The 21,348-nt window shown below is 68.2% G+C and carries 20 protein-coding genes; 8 read left to right on the forward strand and 12 right to left on the reverse strand.

All coding sequences use genetic code 11. The annotated features are described in order from the left end of the window. Positions 1–27: 27 nt before the first annotated feature. Genes CA237_RS09085 through CA237_RS09100 form a run of 5 tightly spaced genes read right to left on the reverse strand, consistent with a single transcriptional unit; the run spans position 28 to position 6,194 of the window. Positions 28–555 carry a DUF4303 domain-containing protein gene (locus CA237_RS09085; RefSeq protein WP_126013787.1) on the reverse strand — a complete coding sequence of 176 codons (528 nt, stop codon included), beginning with the start codon at positions 553–555 and terminating at the stop codon, positions 28–30. 28 nt (positions 556–583) lie between these two features. Further along, entirely contained in the window at positions 584–760 is a 177-nt protein-coding gene (locus CA237_RS19650; protein WP_164523853.1) for a hypothetical protein, read from the reverse strand. A gap of 43 nt (positions 761–803) precedes the next feature. Then, on the reverse strand, positions 804–1,211 hold the full coding sequence (locus tag CA237_RS09090) for an NTF2 fold immunity protein (RefSeq protein WP_126013789.1): 408 nt from the start codon (positions 1,209–1,211) through the stop codon (positions 804–806). Positions 1,212–1,219: 8 nt separating this feature from the next. Further along, entirely contained in the window at positions 1,220–5,755 is a 4,536-nt protein-coding gene (locus CA237_RS09095; protein WP_126013791.1) for an RHS repeat-associated core domain-containing protein, read from the reverse strand. Positions 5,756–5,768: 13 nt separating this feature from the next. After that, positions 5,769–6,194 (reverse strand): DUF1795 domain-containing protein, encoded by a 426-nt coding sequence (locus CA237_RS09100; protein ID WP_126013793.1) that lies wholly within the window; start codon positions 6,192–6,194, stop codon positions 5,769–5,771. A gap of 121 nt (positions 6,195–6,315) precedes the next feature. On the opposite strand from CA237_RS09100, the gene CA237_RS09105 reads away from it, so the two are divergent. Further along, on the forward strand, positions 6,316–6,825 hold the full coding sequence (locus CA237_RS09105; protein ID WP_126013795.1) for a hypothetical protein: 510 nt from the start codon (positions 6,316–6,318) through the stop codon (positions 6,823–6,825). Positions 6,826–6,829: 4 nt separating this feature from the next. On the opposite strand, the gene CA237_RS09110 is transcribed toward CA237_RS09105, so the two are convergent. From CA237_RS09110 to CA237_RS19880, 4 genes are all read right to left on the reverse strand, one after another. Next, entirely contained in the window at positions 6,830–7,279 is a 450-nt protein-coding gene (locus tag CA237_RS09110) for a hypothetical protein (RefSeq protein ID WP_126013797.1), read from the reverse strand. A gap of 69 nt (positions 7,280–7,348) precedes the next feature. Next, on the reverse strand, positions 7,349–9,415 hold the full coding sequence (locus tag CA237_RS09115; protein WP_126013799.1) for a TonB-dependent siderophore receptor: 2,067 nt from the start codon (positions 9,413–9,415) through the stop codon (positions 7,349–7,351). 230 nt (positions 9,416–9,645) lie between these two features. Further along, entirely contained in the window at positions 9,646–11,343 is a 1,698-nt protein-coding gene (locus CA237_RS09120) for a CHASE3 domain-containing protein (protein WP_241215456.1), read from the reverse strand. Between the two features lie 241 nt (positions 11,344–11,584). Then, the gene (locus tag CA237_RS19880; RefSeq protein WP_206432967.1) at positions 11,585–11,767 is read right to left on the reverse strand and encodes a hypothetical protein; all 183 of its coding nucleotides are present in this window, start codon (positions 11,765–11,767) and stop codon (positions 11,585–11,587) included. On the opposite strand from CA237_RS19880, the gene parA reads away from it, so the two are divergent. From parA to CA237_RS19655, 3 genes are all read left to right on the forward strand, one after another. Next, on the forward strand, positions 11,757–12,410 hold the full coding sequence (gene parA, locus CA237_RS09130; protein WP_126013803.1) for a ParA family partition ATPase: 654 nt from the start codon (positions 11,757–11,759) through the stop codon (positions 12,408–12,410). The two genes, CA237_RS19880 and parA, sit on opposite strands and share 11 nt — an antisense overlap. Continuing rightward, positions 12,407–12,679 carry a ribbon-helix-helix domain-containing protein gene (locus CA237_RS09135; RefSeq protein WP_126013805.1) on the forward strand — a complete coding sequence of 91 codons (273 nt, stop codon included), beginning with the start codon at positions 12,407–12,409 and terminating at the stop codon, positions 12,677–12,679. The genes parA and CA237_RS09135 overlap by 4 nt, the downstream gene beginning before the upstream one ends. 95 nt (positions 12,680–12,774) lie before the next feature. Further along, the gene (locus CA237_RS19655) at positions 12,775–12,960 is read left to right on the forward strand and encodes a hypothetical protein (protein ID WP_164523850.1); all 186 of its coding nucleotides are present in this window, start codon (positions 12,775–12,777) and stop codon (positions 12,958–12,960) included. A gap of 349 nt (positions 12,961–13,309) precedes the next feature. Here CA237_RS19655 and CA237_RS09140 read toward each other — a convergent pair whose 3' ends face one another. The 3 genes from CA237_RS09140 to CA237_RS09150 form a co-directional block, all read right to left on the reverse strand. Next, entirely contained in the window at positions 13,310–13,879 is a 570-nt protein-coding gene (locus tag CA237_RS09140; RefSeq protein ID WP_126013807.1) for a class I SAM-dependent methyltransferase, read from the reverse strand. Between the two features lie 205 nt (positions 13,880–14,084). Beyond that, a complete protein-coding gene (locus CA237_RS09145; RefSeq protein WP_126013809.1) occupies positions 14,085–15,215 on the reverse strand; it encodes a HAMP domain-containing sensor histidine kinase in 1,131 nt (376 codons plus the stop codon). Positions 15,216–15,413: 198 nt separating this feature from the next. Beyond that, the gene (locus CA237_RS09150) at positions 15,414–16,598 is read right to left on the reverse strand and encodes a response regulator (RefSeq protein WP_241215457.1); all 1,185 of its coding nucleotides are present in this window, start codon (positions 16,596–16,598) and stop codon (positions 15,414–15,416) included. A gap of 147 nt (positions 16,599–16,745) precedes the next feature. Here CA237_RS09150 and CA237_RS09155 point away from each other — a divergent pair, with 147 nt between their 5' ends. From CA237_RS09155 to CA237_RS09170, 4 genes are all read left to right on the forward strand, one after another. After that, entirely contained in the window at positions 16,746–18,032 is a 1,287-nt protein-coding gene (locus CA237_RS09155) for an HlyD family efflux transporter periplasmic adaptor subunit (RefSeq protein ID WP_241215458.1), read from the forward strand. 9 nt (positions 18,033–18,041) lie between these two features. After that, complete coding sequence (locus CA237_RS09160) at positions 18,042–18,719, forward strand: ABC transporter ATP-binding protein (RefSeq protein WP_126013811.1); 678 nt, start codon at positions 18,042–18,044, stop codon at positions 18,717–18,719. A gap of 191 nt (positions 18,720–18,910) precedes the next feature. After that, positions 18,911–19,657 (forward strand): DUF2807 domain-containing protein, encoded by a 747-nt coding sequence (locus tag CA237_RS09165; protein WP_126013813.1) that lies wholly within the window; start codon positions 18,911–18,913, stop codon positions 19,655–19,657. Positions 19,658–19,679: 22 nt separating this feature from the next. After that, on the forward strand, positions 19,680–21,278 hold the full coding sequence (locus CA237_RS09170; protein ID WP_126013815.1) for an ABC transporter permease: 1,599 nt from the start codon (positions 19,680–19,682) through the stop codon (positions 21,276–21,278). The last annotated feature ends 70 nt before the right edge of the window (positions 21,279–21,348 follow it).

Genomic DNA, 21,348 nt, shown 5'->3' on the forward strand with positions numbered 1-21,348 from the left:
GGTATGGCGAGGTCGGGTTGGTCGACCCTAGCCAAACCGGGAAATAAAGGCCTGAGCGACGTCCGGTGCGTTGAGGTCGGCGGCAGATCGGTTCTCGATTGCCTCCGCCTCGTCGCTATCGGTTATGGTAACGAACAGCGTAACGCCTTTCAACGCGTGGCCCCGCGCGTCACGCAGGTGACGAAGTGCCTCAATCATGGCGTCGATCAATTTTTCGAAGCTGGGTTCTTGCTGTTCGCCACGCAATAGAACTTCGGTGAGCGCGTTGTTCAAAGTTTGAAAAAATTCGTCGCCGACCCCTTCGAAACGCCACTCTGCCGAAGACCAGCGAAAGTAGCTTTCGTCCTGCAGCGTTATTTCCTCGATTGCCCGTTCCTCAGATAGTTTTTGATTGAGGAAGGAATCGGTATTTGCATTCAGACCAATACCCATCCCATTTTCGGATACGGAGAGGCAAAGAGCATATAGTTGTTCATGCACCGTTAGAATTTGCAAATGGTCGAATGCCTGTCGTACGTCTTGGATAAGCTCGTTTTCGATTGCGTCCCAATCCATCGATCATCCTTCCCCAACGCCCGTTCGATCAGGAACAGGGGTCGATCACGCCTGTCGCCAATGCGTCATTATCCCAGCAGAAAGGCAAGTGCTGCACGTCGAAAATGGCACGATCAATTGTATGTTCGGGGAGAGACAAGTCGATCGCCACGCCTGCCTCTGCGCCTGCGCGGAAGAAGTTTCGGGCTACTTCGGCGTAGATCATCGGGTCGTGCCGGGTTAATGCACCATTATTGTGCTATCATATTTCATATATGATGAATTTTCCACTTGTTAGATTCATCATCTAGTATTTCTCGCTTGTAAAGCTTCCAGCACTCATTTTTATTGGTAAATGTGTACCGAAATGTGTCTCTGAATCCCGCATGCGTTTGAATCCTTATTGTTGCCTTGCTCCCTGATAATTCGATATCTTCGATTGTGTTGCTTTCCGGGTCGTAATCGCAGGGTTTGTGGGTGGATGGTTTATTCAACCGCTCATTCCTCCGCTTGGCGTCTTCCCAAACATAGGTATCGAAGATCGGACTCAGTTCGCCGATCGCCTGATCCATAACAGATGCAGCATTTTCCTTCATCAGAGGATAAAATTTGTCATTCCACTCCTTCATTTCTGAAGAAAACTTGCGGTAGAGCAGGGATATTTCTTGTTCTGTCATAATTTTTCCTAATTAGGAAATATTCCTGAAAATAATGGTGATCCCTGAGTATCGTAAATATTATATTCTACAGCTGTTGGTCTAGTTCCTCCATTGCCATATTGATAATTTTGTTCGAAGTTAACCGGCTGATTGGTTTTTCTGACGTAATTGGCAATTCTTGACTCAAAGTCTCTGAACTGGCCCCGATTGTAATGGGGATCTTGCGGCCAGACATAATCCTTGCCGCCGCTGCCGCCTAAATTGCTACCGCGCGAATGTCCGGCATCATCCGTTGCGTTTCCGAGCGAGCGTGCCCAAGCGCGCGAGGAGGCATTGGTGTTAGTGCCCGTCCCGATATCTGACGGATGGATTGTTCCCTTGACGCTGGTGATCTCGTTGTTCGGCCCGCGCGTGATGACGTCGCGGGTGCTTGCGGTGCAGCGCGCCAAGCCATCGGGATCGAACCACCGCAACGGATCATGGACATAGGCATGGGTGCGCAGCCCGCCGTCCACGCCGATCGGATCGGGGGAGAGATATTGGCCGGTGTCGGGGTCGTAATAGCGGTTGAGGTTATAGTGCAGCCCGCTTTCCGCATCCTCCCATTGCCCCGGAAAGCGCAGCGCGCAGGGCGTCGCTTCGTCCGCATCGCCCCCCTCTCGCCGGTCGCGCAGCAGGGCGCGGGCGGTGCGGGTGCGGCCCCACAGTTCCGGCTCGGCGCGCCAGCGGCACGCGCCATCCTCGCCGAACAGCGCGTGCGGCGCGCCCAGCTGGTCGGCGACGATCGGGAGCCATTCGCCCTCGGCGGCAAGCGGTTGCGCATCGGCTCCGGCAGGGACCAGTTCCTTGGCAAGCGGGCGCAGGCCACCGGGTTCGAAATGCCAGCGTTCGATCGACAGCCGGTCCTGCCCATCCTCGCCGCCGGCATGGTGCCATGCCTCGGCCAGCGAAATGCCCTGCCACACATAGTCGACCCGCCGCGCGCCCGGAGCGTCGCCGCCGCCGACCAGCGCCTTGCCCACGCGCCGGCCGAACGCGTCGTAGCTGTAGCGCCAGCGCGCGCCATCAGGGGTCTCCAGCCCAACCAACCGGTCGAACCCGTCCCAGCGATAGCGCCAGCAGCGCGGGCGAAAGCCATGTTCGGACAGGATGCGTTCGACCATCCGCCCGCGCGCGTCGTAGCGGAAGCGGTTGGCGCCCGCCTCGACCACGCAGTCGTGCCAGTAGCGGTGCTCGCCGGCCAATCCTTCGGCAAGGTTCATCAGTGCGTCGTAGCGATATGCCTCGCGCATCCCGCCGCGCTCGACGCCGACCGCCTGGTCGCGCAGGTCGTAGTGGAAGCGGGTCTCGCCCGTGCCCGCCACCGATCCGCTATCGGCGATCCCGGTCAGCCGCCCGGTGCGATCCCAGTCATAGCGGCGCAGCAGCGCGTCCGGCGCCGCGCGCGTGCCCGAAAAGACCGCGACGCCCCCGGCGCGCTGTTCGGCGAGGCGACCGGCCGGGTCATAGGATTGCGCCAGCTGAAACGCGGTACGCGTGCCCAGCGCCGCCGTCTCGCGCAGCGTTTCCAGCCCGCTGGGGTCATGGGCGAAGCGCAGCGTGTGGCCGTTGCTGTCGTACCGGCGCAGCAGCCCGGCATCGTCGAACTGCAGCGCGGTTTCGCCGCTGGGGCTGGTCCGGCCGATACAGCGCCCGGCATCGTCATAGCGATAGGTGACGGCGATGCCGTTCTGCTCTTCGGCGATCAGCCGGCCCTTGCCGTCATAGCGGAGCGTGACATCGGCGATCCGGCGGGGCGTGCCGTCCAGCTGCCATGTCGTGGCGCCGGTCAGCCGGTCGGCATCGTCATAGCGATAGGTGATCGCGTCGCTGCCGGCGATCACGCGGACGATGCGGTCGCGGTCGTCCCATTCGAAATGCTGCTCGGTCGCATCCGGCATCCGCCTGGTCAGCACCCGGCCGATCGCGTCGCGGCTATACTGCGTCTCGCGCCCGGCCCAGTCGATCTGCGCGGCTAGCCGGCCGGCGGCATCGTAGCGGAAGCGCCACGCCTGTCCGGTCGTATCGGTGATCGTCGTCAGGCGGCCGGTGCCGTCATAGCCGAAACGGGTGGTGGCTCCCATCGGATCGATCGTCTGGCGCAGCGTATCGAACGCGCCATGGACGAAGCGCGTCGTCTGTCCATCGCCCCGGATGCGCGCGGCGAGCAGCCCTTCGCCGTCATAGGCGAAGCGGATTTCGCCGCCATCGGGCATGCGCGTGCGGCTGACCGCGCCGCGCGGATTGTCGGGCGAACGGTCATAGGACCAGCTGCTGGTGCGCCCGGCCGGATCGCTATGGTCGAGCAGCCGCCCGAACCGGTCCCAGCGATAGCGGGTGACCCGCGCCGCGCCGGTGGCGGACGGCGGGTCGTGGCGGGCGACCGGGCGACCGGCCGCGTCGTTTTCGTATCGGGTGGTGCCCGCGCCGGCGACGCTTTCCTCGACCAGCGCGCCGCGTTCGTCGTAGCGGGCGGTGCCCCTGCTGCCGTCGGTGCCGGTCCATGCCGTGATGTTGCCGGCGGCGTCACGGGTATAGTGCGCGCTACCGTCCGGCCCGGCGAACGCCACCAGCGCCCCCCACCGATCATAGCGCCATGCCGCGCTGCGCCCGGCCCAGTCGGTCTGGGCGATCAGCCGGCCGTCACCGTCATAGGCGAAGCGGGTTTCGCGGCCGGCGGGATCGATGCGGCGCTGCAGCCGCTCCAGCGCGTCCCATTCGCTGATCGTGCGCGCGCCGAGCGGATCGACCTCCTCGACCACCAGGTTGTTCGCGTCGTAGCGGAAGCTGGTGACCGCGCCGGTCGCATCGACATAGCGCGAGAGGCGCTGTTCCGGGAAATAGAGGAACCGGTCGTCGAACATGCCATCGCCGGTACGCGTGCCGGTCACCCGCCCGGCCGCGTCGTACAGGATCTCGACCCTGGTCGGGCCGCTGTCCTGCCACCCGTTCAGCCAGCCTTCGCGCGAATAGCGATAATGAAATTCGCCGGTGAACGCGCCGAGCACGTCGAGCAGATGGCCGCCCGCGTCATAGCGATAGCGGACGACGGGTTCGCGCTCGCCCTCCATCCACAGCGCGGTGATCCAGCCCTGCGGCGTGGTGTCGATGCGAAAGCTGGTGCCGTCGGGCGCGCGCACCTGGCGCAGCCGCCCCTCGGCATCGCGGGCGAAGGCGATGCGGTTGCCGCTGCGATCCTCGATCCCGGCCAGCAACAGCATCGCGGGATCGCGGGTCGGCGCGAACAGCAGGAATTGCTGGCTGCGGCTGTCATAGAGGCGCAAGGCATCGCGCGGGCCGGTCAGGTGGTAATAGGGCGCCTTCAGGTGGCGGGCGTCGACATGGGCGTCGTCGCCGATCGCGAACAGCAGCCGCTGTCCCCCGGCATCCTCCAGCAGCGCGGTCCCCGCCGCCATGTCGAGCAACAGCCGCTGCGACCAGTTGCAGATCCAGCGCGGGCCGAGCGCGCCCTCGACCCGCATCCTGCCGGGATAGGTGCGATCGAGGCGCAGCGGCAACAGCCCCGGATATTCGAAATCGGTGCGCGCATCGGCATAGTCGCCGGTGACGACATCGACCGGCTCACCGAACAGCCGGCGCAGCGGGCCATCGAGCAGCCCGCCCTTGCGCGTCGCCGACCGCATGCCCGCGACCTCGGCGACCGACAGCAACAGCTGTTCGGCGACCGACAGCGCGGCATCGGGCGTGCCATAGCTGCCGGTGGTGTTGTCGGCGAAGATCGTCGTGCACCCCTCCTGCACCACGGCGTCGCACGACAGCTTGTGGCCGATCCGCGCCATGGGCAGACTGTTGATGTAGATCGTCTCGCTGCCCTCGATGATCGCGGAGGGCGGGGTGCCGGGATGCTTGGTACAGGCGGCGGTGTCGGTGACGCGCGCGGCCTTCTTCCCCTCAAGGAACACGTTGGGGGAGCCGGTGTTGATCGGGCCGGACAGGGTGGCGGTCTTGGCACCGGCGCCGGCGATGGCGGAGGTGACGAAGCCGCCCGCCGCGCCCGCGCCGAACGCGACCGCCGCGCCCACCAGCGGTGCCGCCATGCCCGCCGTGCCGATGATCGCCGCCGCGCTGACCGCCACCACCGCGCCGACGACGATGCCGGCCGCGATCCCGGCGAGCAGGCCGTTGAAGGTGTTGTCGTGCGCGATCTGGTGTTCGATATGCGCGGGCTGTGGTCCGGGCGATGCGATACGTTTCGCGCCGAACTGCTGCGCGACCCAGAACGCCCCTTCGTCCGCATGGACCGCTTCGGCCAGCCACGCCCCGGCCATCGCACCCGCGATCGGTGCGGCGACGCGCCCGGCGAAGCATTTCAGCGCCGTCACGCCGCCCGATGCACCGGCCGAATAGGCACCGGCTGCAAGGATACCGGCCGAGGCGACATGGCCGGTGGTGGCGATCGCCGACACGGTGCCGGCGTTGCTCGACGCCGCCGTCCGGTCGCGCAGGTCGCTGAGCTTCGCGTCGGCGGTGGGCGTCGGGGCGGGGGTCGCGGGTCCCGTCACGCCATCGCGCCCGTTATGCGGCGGTAAAGCTGAACGAGGTGATCGCGGCGACCAGCGCGTCGCGCGTTTCGACCTCCAGTCCCCCCGGAATCGACCCGGTGAAGTTCAGGATCGCATTGTCGCTGTGCAATACCATGGCCATCACCTGATGGATCGGTTTCCCGTCAGTCTTCCAGGCAAGTTCGATGAAATGTGCCTCATGCCCGTCGATGCGACCGGGGGCGTCGGCGATCGCTTCGAACCCGGCAAGCTGCGACGCGAAATTCTGTCGCTGCTGGATCACATAGTCCTGGAACGTCATCCCCATCGGCAACCGGTCGCGGGCGATGACCAGGCTGGTGCCCATGACCTTCGCGTCGCGGGGCAGCAGCACGTTAATGCTCTGATCCTGCCACGGCATCGGCGCGGCGAGCGATCCTTCGGCAATCCGATACGCCATGCGTGGTCTCTCTCCGCTGTCGATCGTTACGCGTCTAGGTAGCGGCTCGGATCGGCTGCGCCTACCCTTGTTGCGAACAACCGCCTGATTTGGACTGGATGAACGCGCATGGAGGTTGCGGATGAGCGGTAGGGACCGACCGGTCGTGGGGCAGATTTTCTACGTTCCCCTGTACGAAGGGGGGTATGCGTTTGGCTATGCCAGCCTGATCGACAAGACCACCATTACCCTGTGCAGCTTCTTCGATCTTGTATCGGAACCCCCCGAACCGCCCGCCAATCTGGCCGATCTGTCGCTGGTGCTCGAAGACCTGCCGGTCGGGGGGGCGGAGTTCATGAAGCGCAAGCGTTACCCCGAACTTCGCTGGATCGCCATCGACCAGCATATGCCGGGGGAGGTGAAGGCTAGGCATACCCGCTTCATCATGCGCTCGCGCCCGGCCTTTCAACTGGTCGACCTCGCCGACAAGAGTAGCAAGCGGGTTGCTACCGACGAGGAGATCGCACGCTATCTCGACCTGTCGGTGCCCTTCCCCCCGTTTACCACCAAGCAGGTCGAAAAGGCGGTGCGCCATCTGGATATCGATCCGAAGCTGATCGGTATCGACCGCGCCGCAGGGACGGTGCACTGACGCGCTATTCCGGCTGACCCGCGATCAGTCTCCCCCGCAACTGCCGGTAATAGCGGGCCGACGCGGCATTGCCGGCGCGGCGATGCGCCTCGGCGGCGGCGGTGGCGCCGGCGAAGCTGTTCTGGAAGGCGCGTTCGGACGTCGCCGCGGCCTGATCCATCATCGGGGTTGCCGGCTCCGGTGCCGCGGCGATCAGCCTGAAGCCGCCTTCATCGAGCAGAGCGATCCCCGAGACGCCCTGGCCTGTTCGCGCCCGCCCGGCGAGCACGCCCGTCTCGCCATCTGCGAAGCGTACCCGGCCCGCGCCCAGTCCGTCGGCCAGCCCGGCGCGGCAGCCTCCGGCCCAGCCCCCCATCACCGGCCCGCCCTCCACCGCGATGCGGCAGCGGACGCCGGTCGCCGGGGCGGGGGCCGCCGCGATCAGGGGCAGGAGGAGAAGGGCCAGGATACGCACGCTGCCTGCCATATCGTCACCTCGATCGTTAGACATGTCGACACATCGACATCCCTCGCCCGCACGATGCTATAGCGCGAGGCGCACCGTCGCCAGCACCGATCGCGGGCTGCCGGGCATGTTGAGCAGCGGCGAACTGCCATGCCCCGCCACGATATAACGGCGGTCGAAGAGGTTGTAGCCGTTGACCTGCACCCGCACCGCCGGCGCGACATCGACCCAGCCAAGCGCGTCGGCGGTGACATAGCCGGGCAACTTCGTCGTGTTCGCCGGGTCGGCCCAGCGATCGCCGACGACATTGCCGCCGCCGCCAAGGCCGAACCGGCCGAAATCGCGCACCAGCGACACATTGGCCTGATGTTTCGGCGTCAACGTCGCGCCGCGCCCGACCAGCGCGGGCGTGGCCGAGGCGACGACCGTTGCATCGAGATACGCATAGCCCGCGACCGCCCGCCATCCGGCCAGGTCGAGCTGCCCCGACAGTTCGATGCCGCGCGTGCGCTGTGTTCCGATCGGCAACACGGCTTGCGTCGTGGGATCGGTGCCCTTGATGCCGGTGCGCTTCAGGATGAAGCCCGCCGCCTGCAGCCCCAGGCGCCCGCCGAAGAGCGTGTATTTCGCGCCGATCTCGCGGTTGACGGTTTCTTCGGGCGCGATGTCGGCGTTGGTCGCCGCCAGGCCGAACTGTTCGGCCGAAGGCTGGAAGCTGCGGCTCCACGACGCATAATAGGATTGCGCGTCGTCGGGCTGGAAGACGATGCCGGCGCGCGGGCTCCAGTTGCGGTCGGTGCGCGCGAAATCGGCCTGGCCCACAAGCCGCTGGTCGGTGCGCTGGCGATAGATGTCATGGCGCAGCCCGACCAGCGCCTTCACCCCATGCCCGATATCGATCAGGTCCTGGACATAGAGGCCGGTGGTGTCGAGCCGGTTGCGTTGGTTCGCCGACAGCGCGGTGAAGGTCGCATTGTCGACCACCGGGTTGACCGGATCGGTCAGCGACGTGACGGCGACGACGCGCGTGGCGATGGTCCGCGCATCCTTTACCTGCCGCGCGATCTCCACGCCGTACAGGATGCTGTGCTCCATGCCGGCGATGGTCGCGCGCTGGGTCAGCTCGGTCTGGTTCGACCAGCCATCCTCGACCCGGTCGATGCCGCCATGGCTGAGCGTCACGGTGCCGGCGGCGGCGTTGACGGCGCTCGGCTGCGTGTTGCGACGGCGCAGGCGGTAGCCATAATGGCGAAAGCCGTTGCGTAAGCTCAGGCTGTCCGAAAAACGGTGGAGCAGGGTCGCCCCCTGCCCCAGCACGTCGGAACGCACGGCATCGGCGGTGCGGGCATTGGCCGCGCCATAATAGGTCCGGGGGTTCACCGCGACCGGGCGGCCGTTCACCGCCGGGATGCCGAAGTCGTTGACCCGCCGGTCGGTGAGGTAGTCGGCCTGCACCAGCAGCGAGGTCGCCTTGCCCCGCCCGAACACGAACGACGGCGCGATGGCGGTGCGGCGCAGCAGCCCCTGTTCGCGGAAGCTGTCGCTATCCTGATACGCGCCGGTCACGCGCACGCCGACGCCGCTGTCGCTGTCGAGCCGGCCGATATCGAACTCGCCGCGCACATTGCCGAACGACCCGCCGGTGATCGCCGCGCCGGTCACGTCGCCATCGGGTTTCTTGGTCACGCGGTTGATGAGGCCGCCCGACGATCCGCGCCCGTACAGCACCGCCGCCGGACCCTTCACCACCTCGATCCGCTCGACGTTCGACAGGTCGCGGAAATACAGGCCGTCGTCGCGGAATCCGTCGACATACTGGTCGGCGATCGCCGAAAAGCCGCGGATCGTCACCTGGTCGCGCTGTCCGTCCCCCGACGAAAAGCCGACCCCGGCGACGTTCTTCAACGCATCCTGCACCGACAGCGCGCGCTGGTCGCGCAGCACCTCGGCCCCCACCACCGCCACCGATTGCGGCAGGTCGCGCAAAGGCGCCGGCGTCTTGGCGATCGCGCTGTCCTGCGGGACATAGCCGCTGTCATGGGCGGCGCCGGTAACAACGATCTCCTGCGGATCGGGTTCGGGGGCGACGGGCGCGGCAACGGGAGCCGCCGCGGCCAGTGCCGCGACGACGAATGGAAACGACATGATGAACTCCCCAATCATCGAATGATGATGCGAGGCGTTATCATTAGTCTTCTTGACTTGCAACCGGTTCGCAACAGGGCGGCGGCAGGTTGGAGCGCATGGCTTTCGCGCACCGGCCAACCCACCCCCGACCCGTAGCGTCTGTCAGGGAGGGAGGCGGCTGTCCGCCGATCAAGCCAACTGCACGACCTGTAGACACATCGACATGTCGAAGGGTGCCCCTCCCCCGATCATGCCGCGCGATGAAAGCGCGTGTCGTCGGCATCCGCCGCGCCGCGCACCACGCCGTGCAGGCGCGGGGCCGGGGCGGTGCGCCTGGCCGGGGCGGCGGCGCGCGTCGCCTGTTCCATCCGGAAATAGGCGATGCTCGCCTCCAGTTCCTCGGCACTACCGGCCAGTTCCTGCGACGTCGCCGAAATCTGTTCGGCGGCGGCGGCGTTCTGCTGCATCACCTGGTCCAGTTGCTGCAGCGCCTGGTTGACCTGCGATGCGCCGATATCCTGTTCGCGGCACGCGGCGCTGATTTCGGCGACCAGTTCGGTCGTGCGGCGGATATCGGGGACGAGGCGGGTCAGCATGTCGCCGGCCTGCGTGGCAGCGGCCATGGTTTCGCCCGACATGCCGCCGATCTCGCCCGCCGCGCTCTGGCTGCGTTCGGCGAGCTTGCGGACCTCGGAGGCGACGACCGCAAAGCCGCGGCCATGTTCGCCCGCGCGCGCCGCCTCGACCGCCGCGTTCAGCGCCAGCAGGTCGGTCTGGCGCGCGATTTCCTGCACGATGGCGATGCGGTCGACGATGGTGCGGATCGCATCGACCGCGCGCGCGACCGCCGCGCCGCTCGCCTCGGCATCGTGCGACGACTGGCGCGCGATCTTTTCGGTCTGCGCCGCATTGTCGGCATTCTGCCGGATGTTGGCGGCCATCTGTTCCATCGACGCCGACGCTTCCTCGGTCGCCGCCGCCTGTTCGGTGGCGCCCTGGCTCACCTGGTCCGACGAGGCGGAGAGCTGCTGGCTGGCCGAGGCGACGTTCTGCGCCGCGCCATTGGCATCGCCCATCACGCCGCGCAGCCGATCGATCATCGCGTGCAGCGTCGCGCCGAACACGCTGCTGCGCCCGCCATGGTCGCGTTCCATCCGCGCCGACAGGTCGCCGTCGGCAATGGCGGTCAGCACGCGCGAGAAATCGGCGAACGCCGCCTCCACGCCGCGCACGCTGCCCTCCATCCGGCCGATTTCGTCGCGCCGGCCGGTCGCGACCGGATCGGCCAGCTGGCCCAGCATCGCCGTCACCCGTTCCAGCGGGCGGGCGATCGCGCGGGTCATCAGGATGCCGACACCGATCGCGGCGAGCAGGCTGACCAGCATCCCGCCGATGATCGCGTGGCGGATGGTGGCAAAGGCCGCCGCCTGCGCCGCCTGCCGCTGCGCCAGCAACGTCGCTTCGGTGGCGATCACCTCGCCCGAACGGGCGCGGATGCGGTCCATCAGCTGCTTGCCCCGCGCGCGGGCGACCGCGCCGCGCGCCGCCGCCTGTCCTGCGGTCGTGTCCATCTGCGCGATGCCGGGCGCGGCGACATCGCCGTGCCAGCTGGCGGCGAGCGCGGCGATATCGGCCAGGCGCGCCTGCTGCGCCGGATTGTCGATGGTCAGCGCGCGCGCTTCGCCCAGGGCGCGGGTAAAGTCGGCCTTCCCCTCGACATAGGGGGCAAGGAAGTTCCGATCGGCGGTCAACAGATAGCCGCGAAAACCGGTTTCCTGGTTGACCATTGCTTCGACCATCCTGTTCGATGCGGCGATGACCTTGTGCGTATGTTCGTTGATCGTGGTGGCATCGCGGACCTGATCCTGTTTCGTAAAGATAACGAAATTGGCGGTCAGCGACAGCAGCAGGATGATGCCGAGGCAGAAGGTCAGTTTGCGGGGCATGGAAAGATGGTCGAAGAAGGACATGATGCTGCATCCCGTGGATGGTTGTCGCACGTCACGACGGGGTGGGCGAAGGAAAGATCTCTTGTTTCCAACGGGATGAAGCAGGCGCGCGCAGTCCCGGCCCCTCGACCGGATATGCCGCCCCGGCATCGCCCCGCCGGTCGCGACGCAATTGGTATACGGTCATCTGTTAATTTTTTCCCAGAATCCGGGCGTGATCGCCGATAGTCTATCGCGCTCATACCAAAGAACTGTCGGGCGAGGGATCGCGGAACCAAAAGACTATCGATGCATTTTCAGCCGGTTTTTCCGGAGATATCGCGCCGGGGTGACGGCCGCCGATCGGGTGCTGGCGTTGCGGATCGTCGACAGCTTGACCTGTCGGCATGTCGACACGTAGAAGCGCCGACATGCCGACCATCGCCATCATCAGTCAGAAGGGCGGCGCGGGCAAGACCACGCTCGCGCTGCACCTTGCCGCCGCCGCACAGGCTTCGGGCCGGGTCGCGCTGGTCGTCGATACCGATCCGCAGGCGACCGCCAGCCAATGGGCGGCATGGCGGAACGAAGCCCCGCCGGAGGTGATCGACAGCCCCCCGCCCCGCCTGGCCGCCAAGATCGCGGCGGCAAAGGAACAGGGGGCGGAGGTGATCGTGATCGACACCCCGCCGCACGCCGACAGCGCGGCGCGCGCGGCGGTGGAGGCGGCGGACCTGGTGCTGATCCCGTGCCGGCCCAGCGCCTTCGACCTGTCGGCGATCCAGACGACCGCGAAGCTGGTGCAGCTGCTGCGCCGTCCGGCCTTCGTCGTGTTCACCGCCGGCCCGCCCAATGCGCCGCGCATCTATCAGGAAGCGGGCGAGCTGGTCGACGGCTTCGGCACGCCGCCCTGCCCCGTGCTGCTGCCCGATCGCGCCGCGTACCGCCATGCCAGCGCGGAGGGGCGGACGGTGATGGAAAGCGAACCCGCCGGCAAGGCCGCCGAGGAGGTGCGCGAACTCTACAAGTGGACATGTCGACAGCTCGACATGCCTGCCCCCCGTTTCAGAAAGGTCGCGTCATGAGCCGCAAGCCGTCCTTCGCCAATCTGCGCGACCGCACCCCCGCCCCGGCGGCGACGCCCGCGCCGGCACCCGCCGCACCTGTCGCTGTCGACGCAAAAGGCCCGGCAAGCCGGCAGGGCCGCAAGCAGATCGCCGGCTTCTTCACCCCCGACATGTCGCTGGCGATGCACATGCTCGCGCGGCGGCAGGATCGCAGCCTGCAGGCGCTGATGGCGGAGGCGTTCAACGATGTCCTTCGAAAATATGGGGAAAGTCCGATCGGCGATTGACATGTCGACCTGTCGTGGTGTCGTCGTGTCGACACATTGCGCGGCGGTGCGGTATATTTTGTCGGTGAACGCCATATTTAAATGAACAAAACTTAATGTCCGGCATGGACAATCCGGTCGCCGGATTGCAAGAAACCGGCATGGACGTCTCCCGCGAACTTCTCGCCTATGCCATTATCGGCGTCGTGCTGCTGATCGGCGGGCCGGCGCTCGGCGTCACGCTGCACCGCCGCAAACGTCGCAAGCTGCGCCAGCGCGGGATCAAGCGCTACGGTCACTGACGGGCGCCTTTCCTACATCGCGATACCCTGACAGGCTCGCCCGACGCTCTGTCCCATCGTCGATGCCCACCACGCTCCCCATGCGCCTTGCTGCAAATAGCGTGCGAGTGTGAACTTAGTGACCTTTGGCGGTTTTCCGCCGGTTTTCGGGTGAGCGTCGACGACGCAGATTGCCACCCCGGACCCGATCGCAGTCTTGGCGACCGCTGCCCCCATGCCGTGCCCCCGCGCAGGCGGGGGCCCAGGGCCAAGCAGAACAGCGGCCGGCGTTCGCAACCCTGGACCCCCGCCTGCGCGGGGGTACGGCGAGCATGGTAAGTCTGCCCACAGGCCCCGATCCGCCGTCGCCCTACCCGACCGCCGCGAAGTAATGATTGCCGCCACTGTCCTCATAGCTGCCAACCAACCGCAACCCGGCCTCCGCCAGCAGCACGCGATACCCCGCCGCGCCCAGCGATTGTGACTCCCGCCCGGTCAGCGTGTCGGTCCAGCGACAGGCAACCGCCGGCGCGCTGAACAGAAACCGCCCGCCGGGCCGCAACGCCTGCGCTACCCGGCCGATCACCAATGCCTGCGTCGCGGGCGGCAGCAGGAACAGCAGCCCGATCGCCACCGCGCCATCGAAGCGCCGTCCGAAATAGCCGCTCGCCTCCGCCGTCTCGCACGCCGCGGGTGCATCGGGCAGCGCGCGGCGGAACGCGGCGAGCAGGGTGGGGGAGGGGTCGATGCCCGACACCGCCAGCCCCGCTTCGGCCAGCGCCAGCGCGACCGGGCGCCCGCTGCCGCACCCGATATCGACGACGCTGCCCCCCGCCGGCAGGTCGGCTGCCCAGCGGCGCACGACGTCCGCACCCACCTCGCTGCGGATCGCGGCGAACCGGCCGGCAACCGCCTCCCAGCCATGGGTGGGGTCGCTCATCGACGCTCCGACAGGTAGAGGTGTCGACATGTCGGATGGTTGCTTTTCCAAGATTGCAGGATCGCCCGACCGGCCGTCGCCATTCCGTGCCCCCGCGCAGGCGGGGGTCCAGGGCCAAACAAGACAACGACTTGTGCACGTGCCCCTCGGTCCCCGCCTGCGCAGGAATAGGGAGGGGGGACCGCTCGACCTGTCGACATGTCGATCATGTCGGCACCGTCAGCCGGAACCGCGTCTCGCCGGTGCCGAGCAGCACCAGCTCGCCGCCATGCGCGCGGGCGATGCGGCGGGCGAGCGTCAGGCCGATGCCCGATCCGCCGGCCTTGTCGGTGTGGAAGGGGCGAAAGATGCGCGCGCGGTCGGCGGCGGCGATGCCGGGACCGCTGTCGGCGACCTCGATCGTCAACCGCGCGCCGCCCGCGATCGACAGCGTGACCCTGGGTGGGGTGGGGGGTAGGGCGGGGGCGGTCAGCGCGGCCTCGGCACCGTTCTGCAGCAGCGCCCACACCGCCTGCACAACCTGCCCCCGGTCGAGCGTCGCGGTGCCGTCCGCGCATACCGTCAGTGCGACCCCCTCGCCGAAGCGCCCCCGGAACAGCCGCGCCAGATCGTCGGCCAGCTCGCCCAGCGCGACCGGCGCGACGACCGGATCGGGCAGCCGCGCCAGCGTGCGATAGGCGCGGGTAAAGCCCTCCAGCCCCTCGGCCCGGCGGGCCAGCGTGGCGAGGATATCGCCCAGCATCGCATCGCCCTGTGCCGCCGCCGTCACCGCGCTGTCAGCCAGCGACACGATCGGCGACAGGCCGTTCAGCAGTTCGTGCCCCAGGATATCGATCATCTCGTCCTGCGCGCGCTCCTGCGCGGCATGTTCCTCGGCATCGACATCGATCAGCGCGACGAGGCGCTGCGCCTCCCCCAGCGTCACCGCATCGATCCGCCAGCGCCGCCCGGCATGGCGCAGGTGGCGCCGGGCGGGATCGGTGAGCGCGCCCGGCGGGGCGGGGATGCGGTCGTCGGCGACGAACAGCATGCGCGCCGCGCGGTTGATCGCGCGGACCCCTTCGCCCTCGATCCGCAGCAGCGGGACCGGCACCTGGTCGAGCAGCGCGGCGATCGGCCCGTCGCTCCGCGCCGCTGGTGCCGGGGCAGGCGCGCCACCCCGCCGCGCCGCGACCCAGCAGCCGAGCGCCAGCACCCACGCGACCACGCCGCCCGCACCGAGCAGCGTGCCCCACATCCCCGCCTGCGCAGCGGCCAGCGCGGCGGCTCCGCCGGCGGTAAGGAGGACGCCGGAGCCGAGCGCGGCGAGGGTACGGCGGCGTTCTGGGGTCAGCATGAGGGGCGGCTCGATGCGGGTAATAGCGCGGGCAGGGCCGATTGCCCCAAGCCCCCTCGTACCCCGGCGAAGGCCGGGGCCCAGTTGGGGGGCGTTAGCGAGATACTGACAAGCCTTCCCAACCGGACCCCGGCCTTCGCCGGGGTACGGGAGAGGGATGGTCGGGTCGGGCCGCCCCACCTCAGGTGCCGGTCCCCCCTACAACCCATGGCGCGCCATCCGGCGGTACAGCGCGCCCCGGCTCAGCCCCAGCGCGGCCGCCGCGTGGCTGACATTGTGGCGATGTTCGCGCAGCGCCGCCTCGATCACCGCGCGCTCATTCTCGTCGAGGTCGAAGCGGGCGGCGGGGCTTTCCGGCATCGCCACGACGGGATCGGGGGCGAGCAGGATGGCGTCGATCGCGCCGCCCTCGCCCAGCAGGATCGCGCGCTCGACCGCCGCGCCCAGCCCGCGCACCTCGTCCGCCCAAGGCCCCGACAGGATGCGTGCCTCCGCCGCCGCAGTGAAGCTCGGCACAGGCCGGCCGTAGCGCGCCGCCGCGATCCGGCCGAAATGGCGCGCGAGCAGCAGCGCGTCGCCCTCGCGTGCGGCCAGCGGCGGCACCGCGATCTCGACGGTCGCGATGCGGCGGGCGAGCGCAGGCAGGATGCCGCCCGCGCTGTCGGCGATGGCGATGCAGCGCGTCGCGGGCGGAATCCGCGCGAGCAGCCGGGCCTGCGCCACCTCCCCCAACCGGTCGGGATGGCGCAGCAGCAATGTCGGCGCAGGGGTGTCGAGCAGCCCCCACGCCGCATCGTCGCGCAGGTCGATGACCGGCATCGCCGTCGCCGCATGGGGCGATGCGGCGTGGAGCGCGGCGGCGGTCAGGCCGCGTCCCGATCCGGTGGGGCCGGTGACGACCACCCCGGCCTCGGTCGGGCCGATCCGCCGGACCAGCGCGCGCAACCGCTCGATCGCCACACTGTCCCCCAGCAGCCGGGCCGGTTCGGCCGCGACCGGGGCGGTCACGGCCACCGCGCGCGGCGCGGCGGCGGCGGCGATGCGGGCGAGCAGGTCGGCGTTGCGCCACGGCTTCATGATGAAGTCGCGTGCGCCCGCCCGCATCGCCTCCACCGCGATCCGCACCCCGCTATGCGCGGTGATGACCACCACGGCAGCCCCCGGATCGTCCGACAGGATGCGCGCCAGCAGCGCCAGCCCCTCCGCGCCGTCGGTACGGTTCGCCGCGTAATTCATGTCGAGCAGGATCACATCGTAGCGCTGGGTGGCAAGGCGGGACAGCGCCTCCTCCGGTCCGCCCGCGCAGTCGATCCGGTGGCGGCCGAGCCGCAGCGCCAGCGCGATCGATTCGGCGACGCTGGCATTGTCGTCGATCAGCAGCACCGAAAGGCCGCTTGACGCCGCGTGCGACTGTCCATTTCCGGACAGGCTGTCCACGACCGGACGGTCACCCGGCGGACAATCGGTGGAATATGGCGATAGTTCAGACACTTAGGATTTTCCGCCCCGATCGGTGACACTGGTCCCATGATGACCGAAGCGACACAGGGCGCAAGCACCACCGATACCCCCCCCGGCGCGGCGATGGACCGCCGGGTGGAGCGGCCGCGTCGTGCATGGTGGCAACGGCGCGTGACGTGGATTGCGGTCGCGGCGGTGCTGGCGGCGGTGGCGCTGTGGCGCTGGCTGCCCGCCGCCGGATCGACCGACATCGCCGCCAGCGCGATCGAGACGGGCGAGGTGACGCGCGGGCCGTTCGACGATTACCTGCCGGTGCGTGCCACCGTCACGCCGCGCCTGACCACGCTGGTCGGGGTGTTGGCGGGCGGGCAGGTCGAACAATTGCTGGTGCAGGACGGGGCGATGGTCGCCGCCGGCCAACCGCTCGCCACGCTCGCCAATCCCGAACTGCGCCTCGATGTGCTGACGCGCGAGGCGGCGATCGCCAGCCAGCTGGGCAGCATCGCCGGCGAAGGGCTGGGGATCGAGCGCAGCCGGCTCGACCGATCGGCACAGGTGTCGCAGGCCGAATATGATCTCATCAAGGCGCGGCGCGACCTGACGATCCGCCAGCAGCTGTTCGACAAGGGGATCGTGACCGAGGCCGGGGTCGCGGGCTATCGCGCCGAGGCGGAATATCAGGCGCGGCGCCTGGCCCAGCTGCGCGCCGGGGCGGGGACCGAAGCGCGGATCACCGCGACGCAGGGGCAGCGCCTGGCGGATACGCAGGCGCGGCTGTCGGGCAACCTCGCGGCGGTGCGCGGTGGCCTCTCGGCGCTGACCATCCGTGCCCCGGCGGCCGGGCGGCTGACCAACTTCACGCTGCAGCCCGGCCAGACGCTGAAACCCGGCGACCCGGCGGGGCAGGTCGACAGCGAGGGTTCGTGGAAGCTCACCGCCGATGTCGACGAATATTATCTCGGCCGGGTGGCGGTCGGGCAGAAGGCACGCGCGGAGGGCGCGACCCTGACCGTCAGCAAGGTGCTGCCCGCCGTGAAGGAAGGGCGTTTTCGGGTCGAGCTGACCTTCGACACCACGCCCGCCAACCTCAACCGGGGCCAGACCCTCGACATCCGCATTACGCTCGGCGCCGCGTCGAAGGCGGTGGTGGCCCCGGTCGGCGGGTGGTTGGCGGTGGACAATGGCGCGTTCGCCTTCGTCGTCGATGCCGACGGCACCCACGCCACGCGCCGCCCGGTGAAGCTCGGCCGGCGCAATCCGGAAGCGGTCGAAATCCTGTCGGGGCTGAACCCCGGCGACCGCATCGTCACCACCAATTTGTCGTCCGTGAAGGGCGACGCGATCAACATCCGATAGGGGAACCCCATGATCCGGCTAGAGAATATCCAGCGCCGCTATGTTTCCGACGACGTGGAGACGACCGCGCTGGCCGACATCAACCTGGCGGTCGAGGCGGGCGAGTTCGTCGCGATCATGGGGCCGTCGGGCTGCGGCAAATCGACCCTGCTCAACACGCTCGGCACCGTCGACCGGCCGACCGGGGGCAAGTACCTGTTCGGCGACCGCGACCTCGCGGCGATGGGCGAGAGCGAGCTGGCGAAGTTCCGGGGATCGACGCTGGGCTTCGTGTTTCAGAGCTTCAACCTGATCGACGAGCTGACCATCGAGGAGAATGTGGCGCTCGGCCTCGCCTATCGCGGCGATGCCGGGGATCGCAAAGGGCGCGTGGCCGCCGCGATGGACAAGGTGGGCATTGCGCATCGCGCCCGCCATTTCCCGCACCAATTGTCGGGCGGGCAGCAGCAGCGCGCGGCGATCGCCCGCGCGATCGTCGGCGATCCGAAGCTGATCCTGGCCGACGAGCCGACCGGCAACCTCGACACCGCCAATGGCGAGCAGGTGATGAACATCCTGATGGGGCTGAACGGCGAAGGCGCGACGATCGTGATGGTCACCCACTCGCCCGCCCATGCCGACATGGCCAGGCGACGGATCGACATGCTCGACGGGCGGATCGTCGCGAGCGCCATGCGGGCGATGTGATGAAGCCCTGGACCCACCCGATACCGTACCCCGGCGAAGGCCGGGGTCCAGTTACGGCGCGGTCGTTGCCTTGCACAGGCGTCCCCCAACTGGGCCCCGGCCTTCGCCGGGGTACGGCCTGAGATTTCAAAGGTCCTGCCCCGAACCGCGCGGCGGACTTCCCCCATTCCCTCCCAACCGGAGACCTCCCCATGAAACTCCTCCCCCTCGCGCTGCTCGCCACGCTCCTGCCGACCCCGGCCATGGCGCAGGACGTCCGCAGCTTCGCCGCCGCCGGGTTCGACCGCATCGCCGTGCAGGGCTGCGATCATGTCGCCATCACCTTCGGCGCCGGCTTTTCCGTCCGGGCACAGGGGCAGGCGGGATCGCTGGCGGCGATCGGCGTCGCCGTGCGCGGCCGGGTACTGACGCTGCTGCGTGCGAAAGGCAGCTGCGACAGCCGCGCGGGCAAGCCTGCGGCGACGATCACCGTCACCCTGCCACGGTTGCAGGCGATCGAGGCGAGCGGCACCGGATCGGTGCGCATCGCCGCGCTGGACAGCCCGACCTTCGCTGCGACGATGCGCGGCACCGGCGGCTTGACCATCGATGGCCTGCGGTCGGATCGCGCGGTCGTCACCCTGTCGGGGACGGGCACGGCAAAGCTGAACGGCGTGCAGGCCGCCCGGCTGTCGCTGGACCTGAGCGGGACCGGCACGATCACCGCCGCCGGCCGCGCCGACGCGCTGGCGATCGTCGCCAGCGGGACGGGACATGTCGACACGTCGACAATCATGACGCGGGCGCTGTCGATCCGCGCCAGCGGGACCGGATCGGTGCGCGCCGCCGTCGACGGCCCGGCGGGGATCGATGCCAGCGGCATCGCGCGGGTGACCGTCACCGGGCGTCCGGCCTGTTCGGTCGCGAAGAGCGGCATGGCCCGCGTCACCTGCGGCTGACACGGGAAAGAGGGGGAAGGCCATGAACCGCTTCGCGCTGCTGTCGCTCTATCGCTCGCTTGTACGCCACAAGCTCTACGCCGCACTCAACATCGGGGGGCTGGCGGTCGGGATCGCGGTGTTCCTGATCCTCGGCCTCTATGTCCGGTTCGAAACGAGCTATGAGAAATGGCTGCCCGACCATGACAAGGTCTATGTCGTGCAGACGGTGTGGACCATTCCCGACAGCCCGGTGAGCGGCCCCATCCCGTGGACGATGGGCGGGCTGATCGACCAGCTGCGTGAGGATTTTCCAGGCGTCGTCGGCGCCCGCATCAATGGTGGCGATCGGGCGGGAACGATCCTGACCGATGGGCGCGGCACGCGGGTCGACGCGGCGCAGGTCGATGCCAATTTCTTTCAGGTAATGCCGCTGCCGCTGGTCGCGGGCGATGCGGCGACGGCGCTGGCGCAGCCGGGCAATGCCGCGATCGATGAAAAGACCGCGCGCGCATTCTTCGGCAACCGCGATCCGATCGGCCAGACGCTGGTCCTGTCGATGGACAAGGTGCGGACTTATCGCGTCAGCGCGGTATTCCGCGACCTGCCCAAGAATACCGAGTTCAAGCTGTCGGTGCTGGTGCCGCTGACCCGTGAGATGACCAGCGACTATTGGTATCATTGGGGCAGTTCGGCGCTGCGCACGGTCATGCGGTTCGAGACGCCCGAAGCCGCCCGCACGTTCGAAGGCAAGCTGACCGCGTTCGTCGACCGGCGGGGCAAGGATCTGGCCAATCCGGGCGGCAAGGCGTCGGAGATGCAGCATCTGAAACTGCTGCCGCTTACCGACCTGCACCTGGCCCCCCAGGGGCAGGATAGCGGCACGGCGAAGATGACGGTCGCCACGCTGGGGCTGGTCGGGGTGCTGACGCTGCTGATCGCGGTCATCAACTATATCAACCTCGCCACCGCCCGGTCGGGCCTGCGCGCCCGTGAAGTGGCGATGCGCAAGGTGCTGGGCGCCGATCGGGGCGTGCTGGTGCGGCAGTTCCTTGGCGAAGCGGTGCTGACCGTCGCCATCGCCGCGCTGGGCGGGCTGATCCTCGCCGAACTGGGGCTCCCGCTGGTCAATGCGGCGGGTGGGCTGTCGCTGACCATTCCCTACGGCGTCGTCGTGCCGGCGCTGGTGGTGCTGTCGCTGGTCGTCGGGGTGCTGGCGGGGGTGTATCCGGCGATCCTGTTGTCGCGCTTTCCCGCCGCCGCGGTGCTGGCGTCGTCGCGCTCACCCGGTGGCGGGCGGGCGGGGACGCGCATCCGCGAGCTGCTGGTGATCGGGCAGTTCGGCCTCGCCATCGCCTTCATGATCGGGACGGCGGTGCTGGTCGCGCAGACCCGCCACATCCGTTCGACCGACCTGGGGTTCCAGCGGGAATCGCTGCTGGTGCTGACCTCGATGGTCGATCCGGCGGTGCCGCAGGATCGCAAGGCGTCGATCCTGACCGCGATCCGCGCGCTGCCACAGGTAAAGGACGCGACCATCGACACTCCCGCGATCGGAGGCAGCGGGGAGAGCACCAACCCCCACATGCCGCTGCCAGGTGTCTCCGGGCAGGGACCGTCGCTGACATGGGTGCTGGTATAGCCGCGCTTACTTGAAACCATTGTCGCGGGGCTACTGCCCTGGCGCTCGGTCGAATATCCACATTGTTCCG

This window comes from Sphingomonas sp. ABOLH (genome assembly GCF_003951715.1).
Taxonomy (GTDB): domain Bacteria; phylum Pseudomonadota; class Alphaproteobacteria; order Sphingomonadales; family Sphingomonadaceae; genus Sphingomonas; species Sphingomonas hankookensis_A.

Bases quoted from the DNA above. Each gene is read 5' to 3' on its own strand.
- CA237_RS09085 (WP_126013787.1), bottom strand. From the start codon at position 555: ATGGATTGGGACGCAATCGAAAACGAGCTTATCCAAGACGTACGACAG.
- CA237_RS09170 (WP_126013815.1), top strand. From the start codon at position 19,680: ATGAACCGCTTCGCGCTGCTGTCGCTCTATCGCTCGCTTGTACGCCAC.
- CA237_RS09165 (WP_126013813.1), top strand. From the start codon at position 18,911: ATGAAACTCCTCCCCCTCGCGCTGCTCGCCACGCTCCTGCCGACCCCG.
- CA237_RS09155 (WP_241215458.1), top strand. From the start codon at position 16,746: ATGACCGAAGCGACACAGGGCGCAAGCACCACCGATACCCCCCCCGGC.
- parA (WP_126013803.1), top strand. From the start codon at position 11,757: ATGCCGACCATCGCCATCATCAGTCAGAAGGGCGGCGCGGGCAAGACC.
- CA237_RS09115 (WP_126013799.1), bottom strand. From the start codon at position 9,415: ATGTCGTTTCCATTCGTCGTCGCGGCACTGGCCGCGGCGGCTCCCGTT.
- CA237_RS09135 (WP_126013805.1), top strand. From the start codon at position 12,407: ATGAGCCGCAAGCCGTCCTTCGCCAATCTGCGCGACCGCACCCCCGCC.
- CA237_RS19655 (WP_164523850.1), top strand. From the start codon at position 12,775: ATGTCCGGCATGGACAATCCGGTCGCCGGATTGCAAGAAACCGGCATG.
- CA237_RS19650 (WP_164523853.1), bottom strand. From the start codon at position 760: ATGATCTACGCCGAAGTAGCCCGAAACTTCTTCCGCGCAGGCGCAGAG.
- CA237_RS09160 (WP_126013811.1), top strand. From the start codon at position 18,042: ATGATCCGGCTAGAGAATATCCAGCGCCGCTATGTTTCCGACGACGTG.
- CA237_RS09120 (WP_241215456.1), bottom strand. From the start codon at position 11,343: ATGCCCCGCAAACTGACCTTCTGCCTCGGCATCATCCTGCTGCTGTCG.
- CA237_RS09090 (WP_126013789.1), bottom strand. From the start codon at position 1,211: ATGACAGAACAAGAAATATCCCTGCTCTACCGCAAGTTTTCTTCAGAA.
- CA237_RS09100 (WP_126013793.1), bottom strand. From the start codon at position 6,194: ATGGCGTATCGGATTGCCGAAGGATCGCTCGCCGCGCCGATGCCGTGG.
- CA237_RS09105 (WP_126013795.1), top strand. From the start codon at position 6,316: ATGAGCGGTAGGGACCGACCGGTCGTGGGGCAGATTTTCTACGTTCCC.
- CA237_RS19880 (WP_206432967.1), bottom strand. From the start codon at position 11,767: ATGGTCGGCATGTCGGCGCTTCTACGTGTCGACATGCCGACAGGTCAA.
- CA237_RS09145 (WP_126013809.1), bottom strand. From the start codon at position 15,215: ATGCTGACCCCAGAACGCCGCCGTACCCTCGCCGCGCTCGGCTCCGGC.
- CA237_RS09140 (WP_126013807.1), bottom strand. From the start codon at position 13,879: ATGAGCGACCCCACCCATGGCTGGGAGGCGGTTGCCGGCCGGTTCGCC.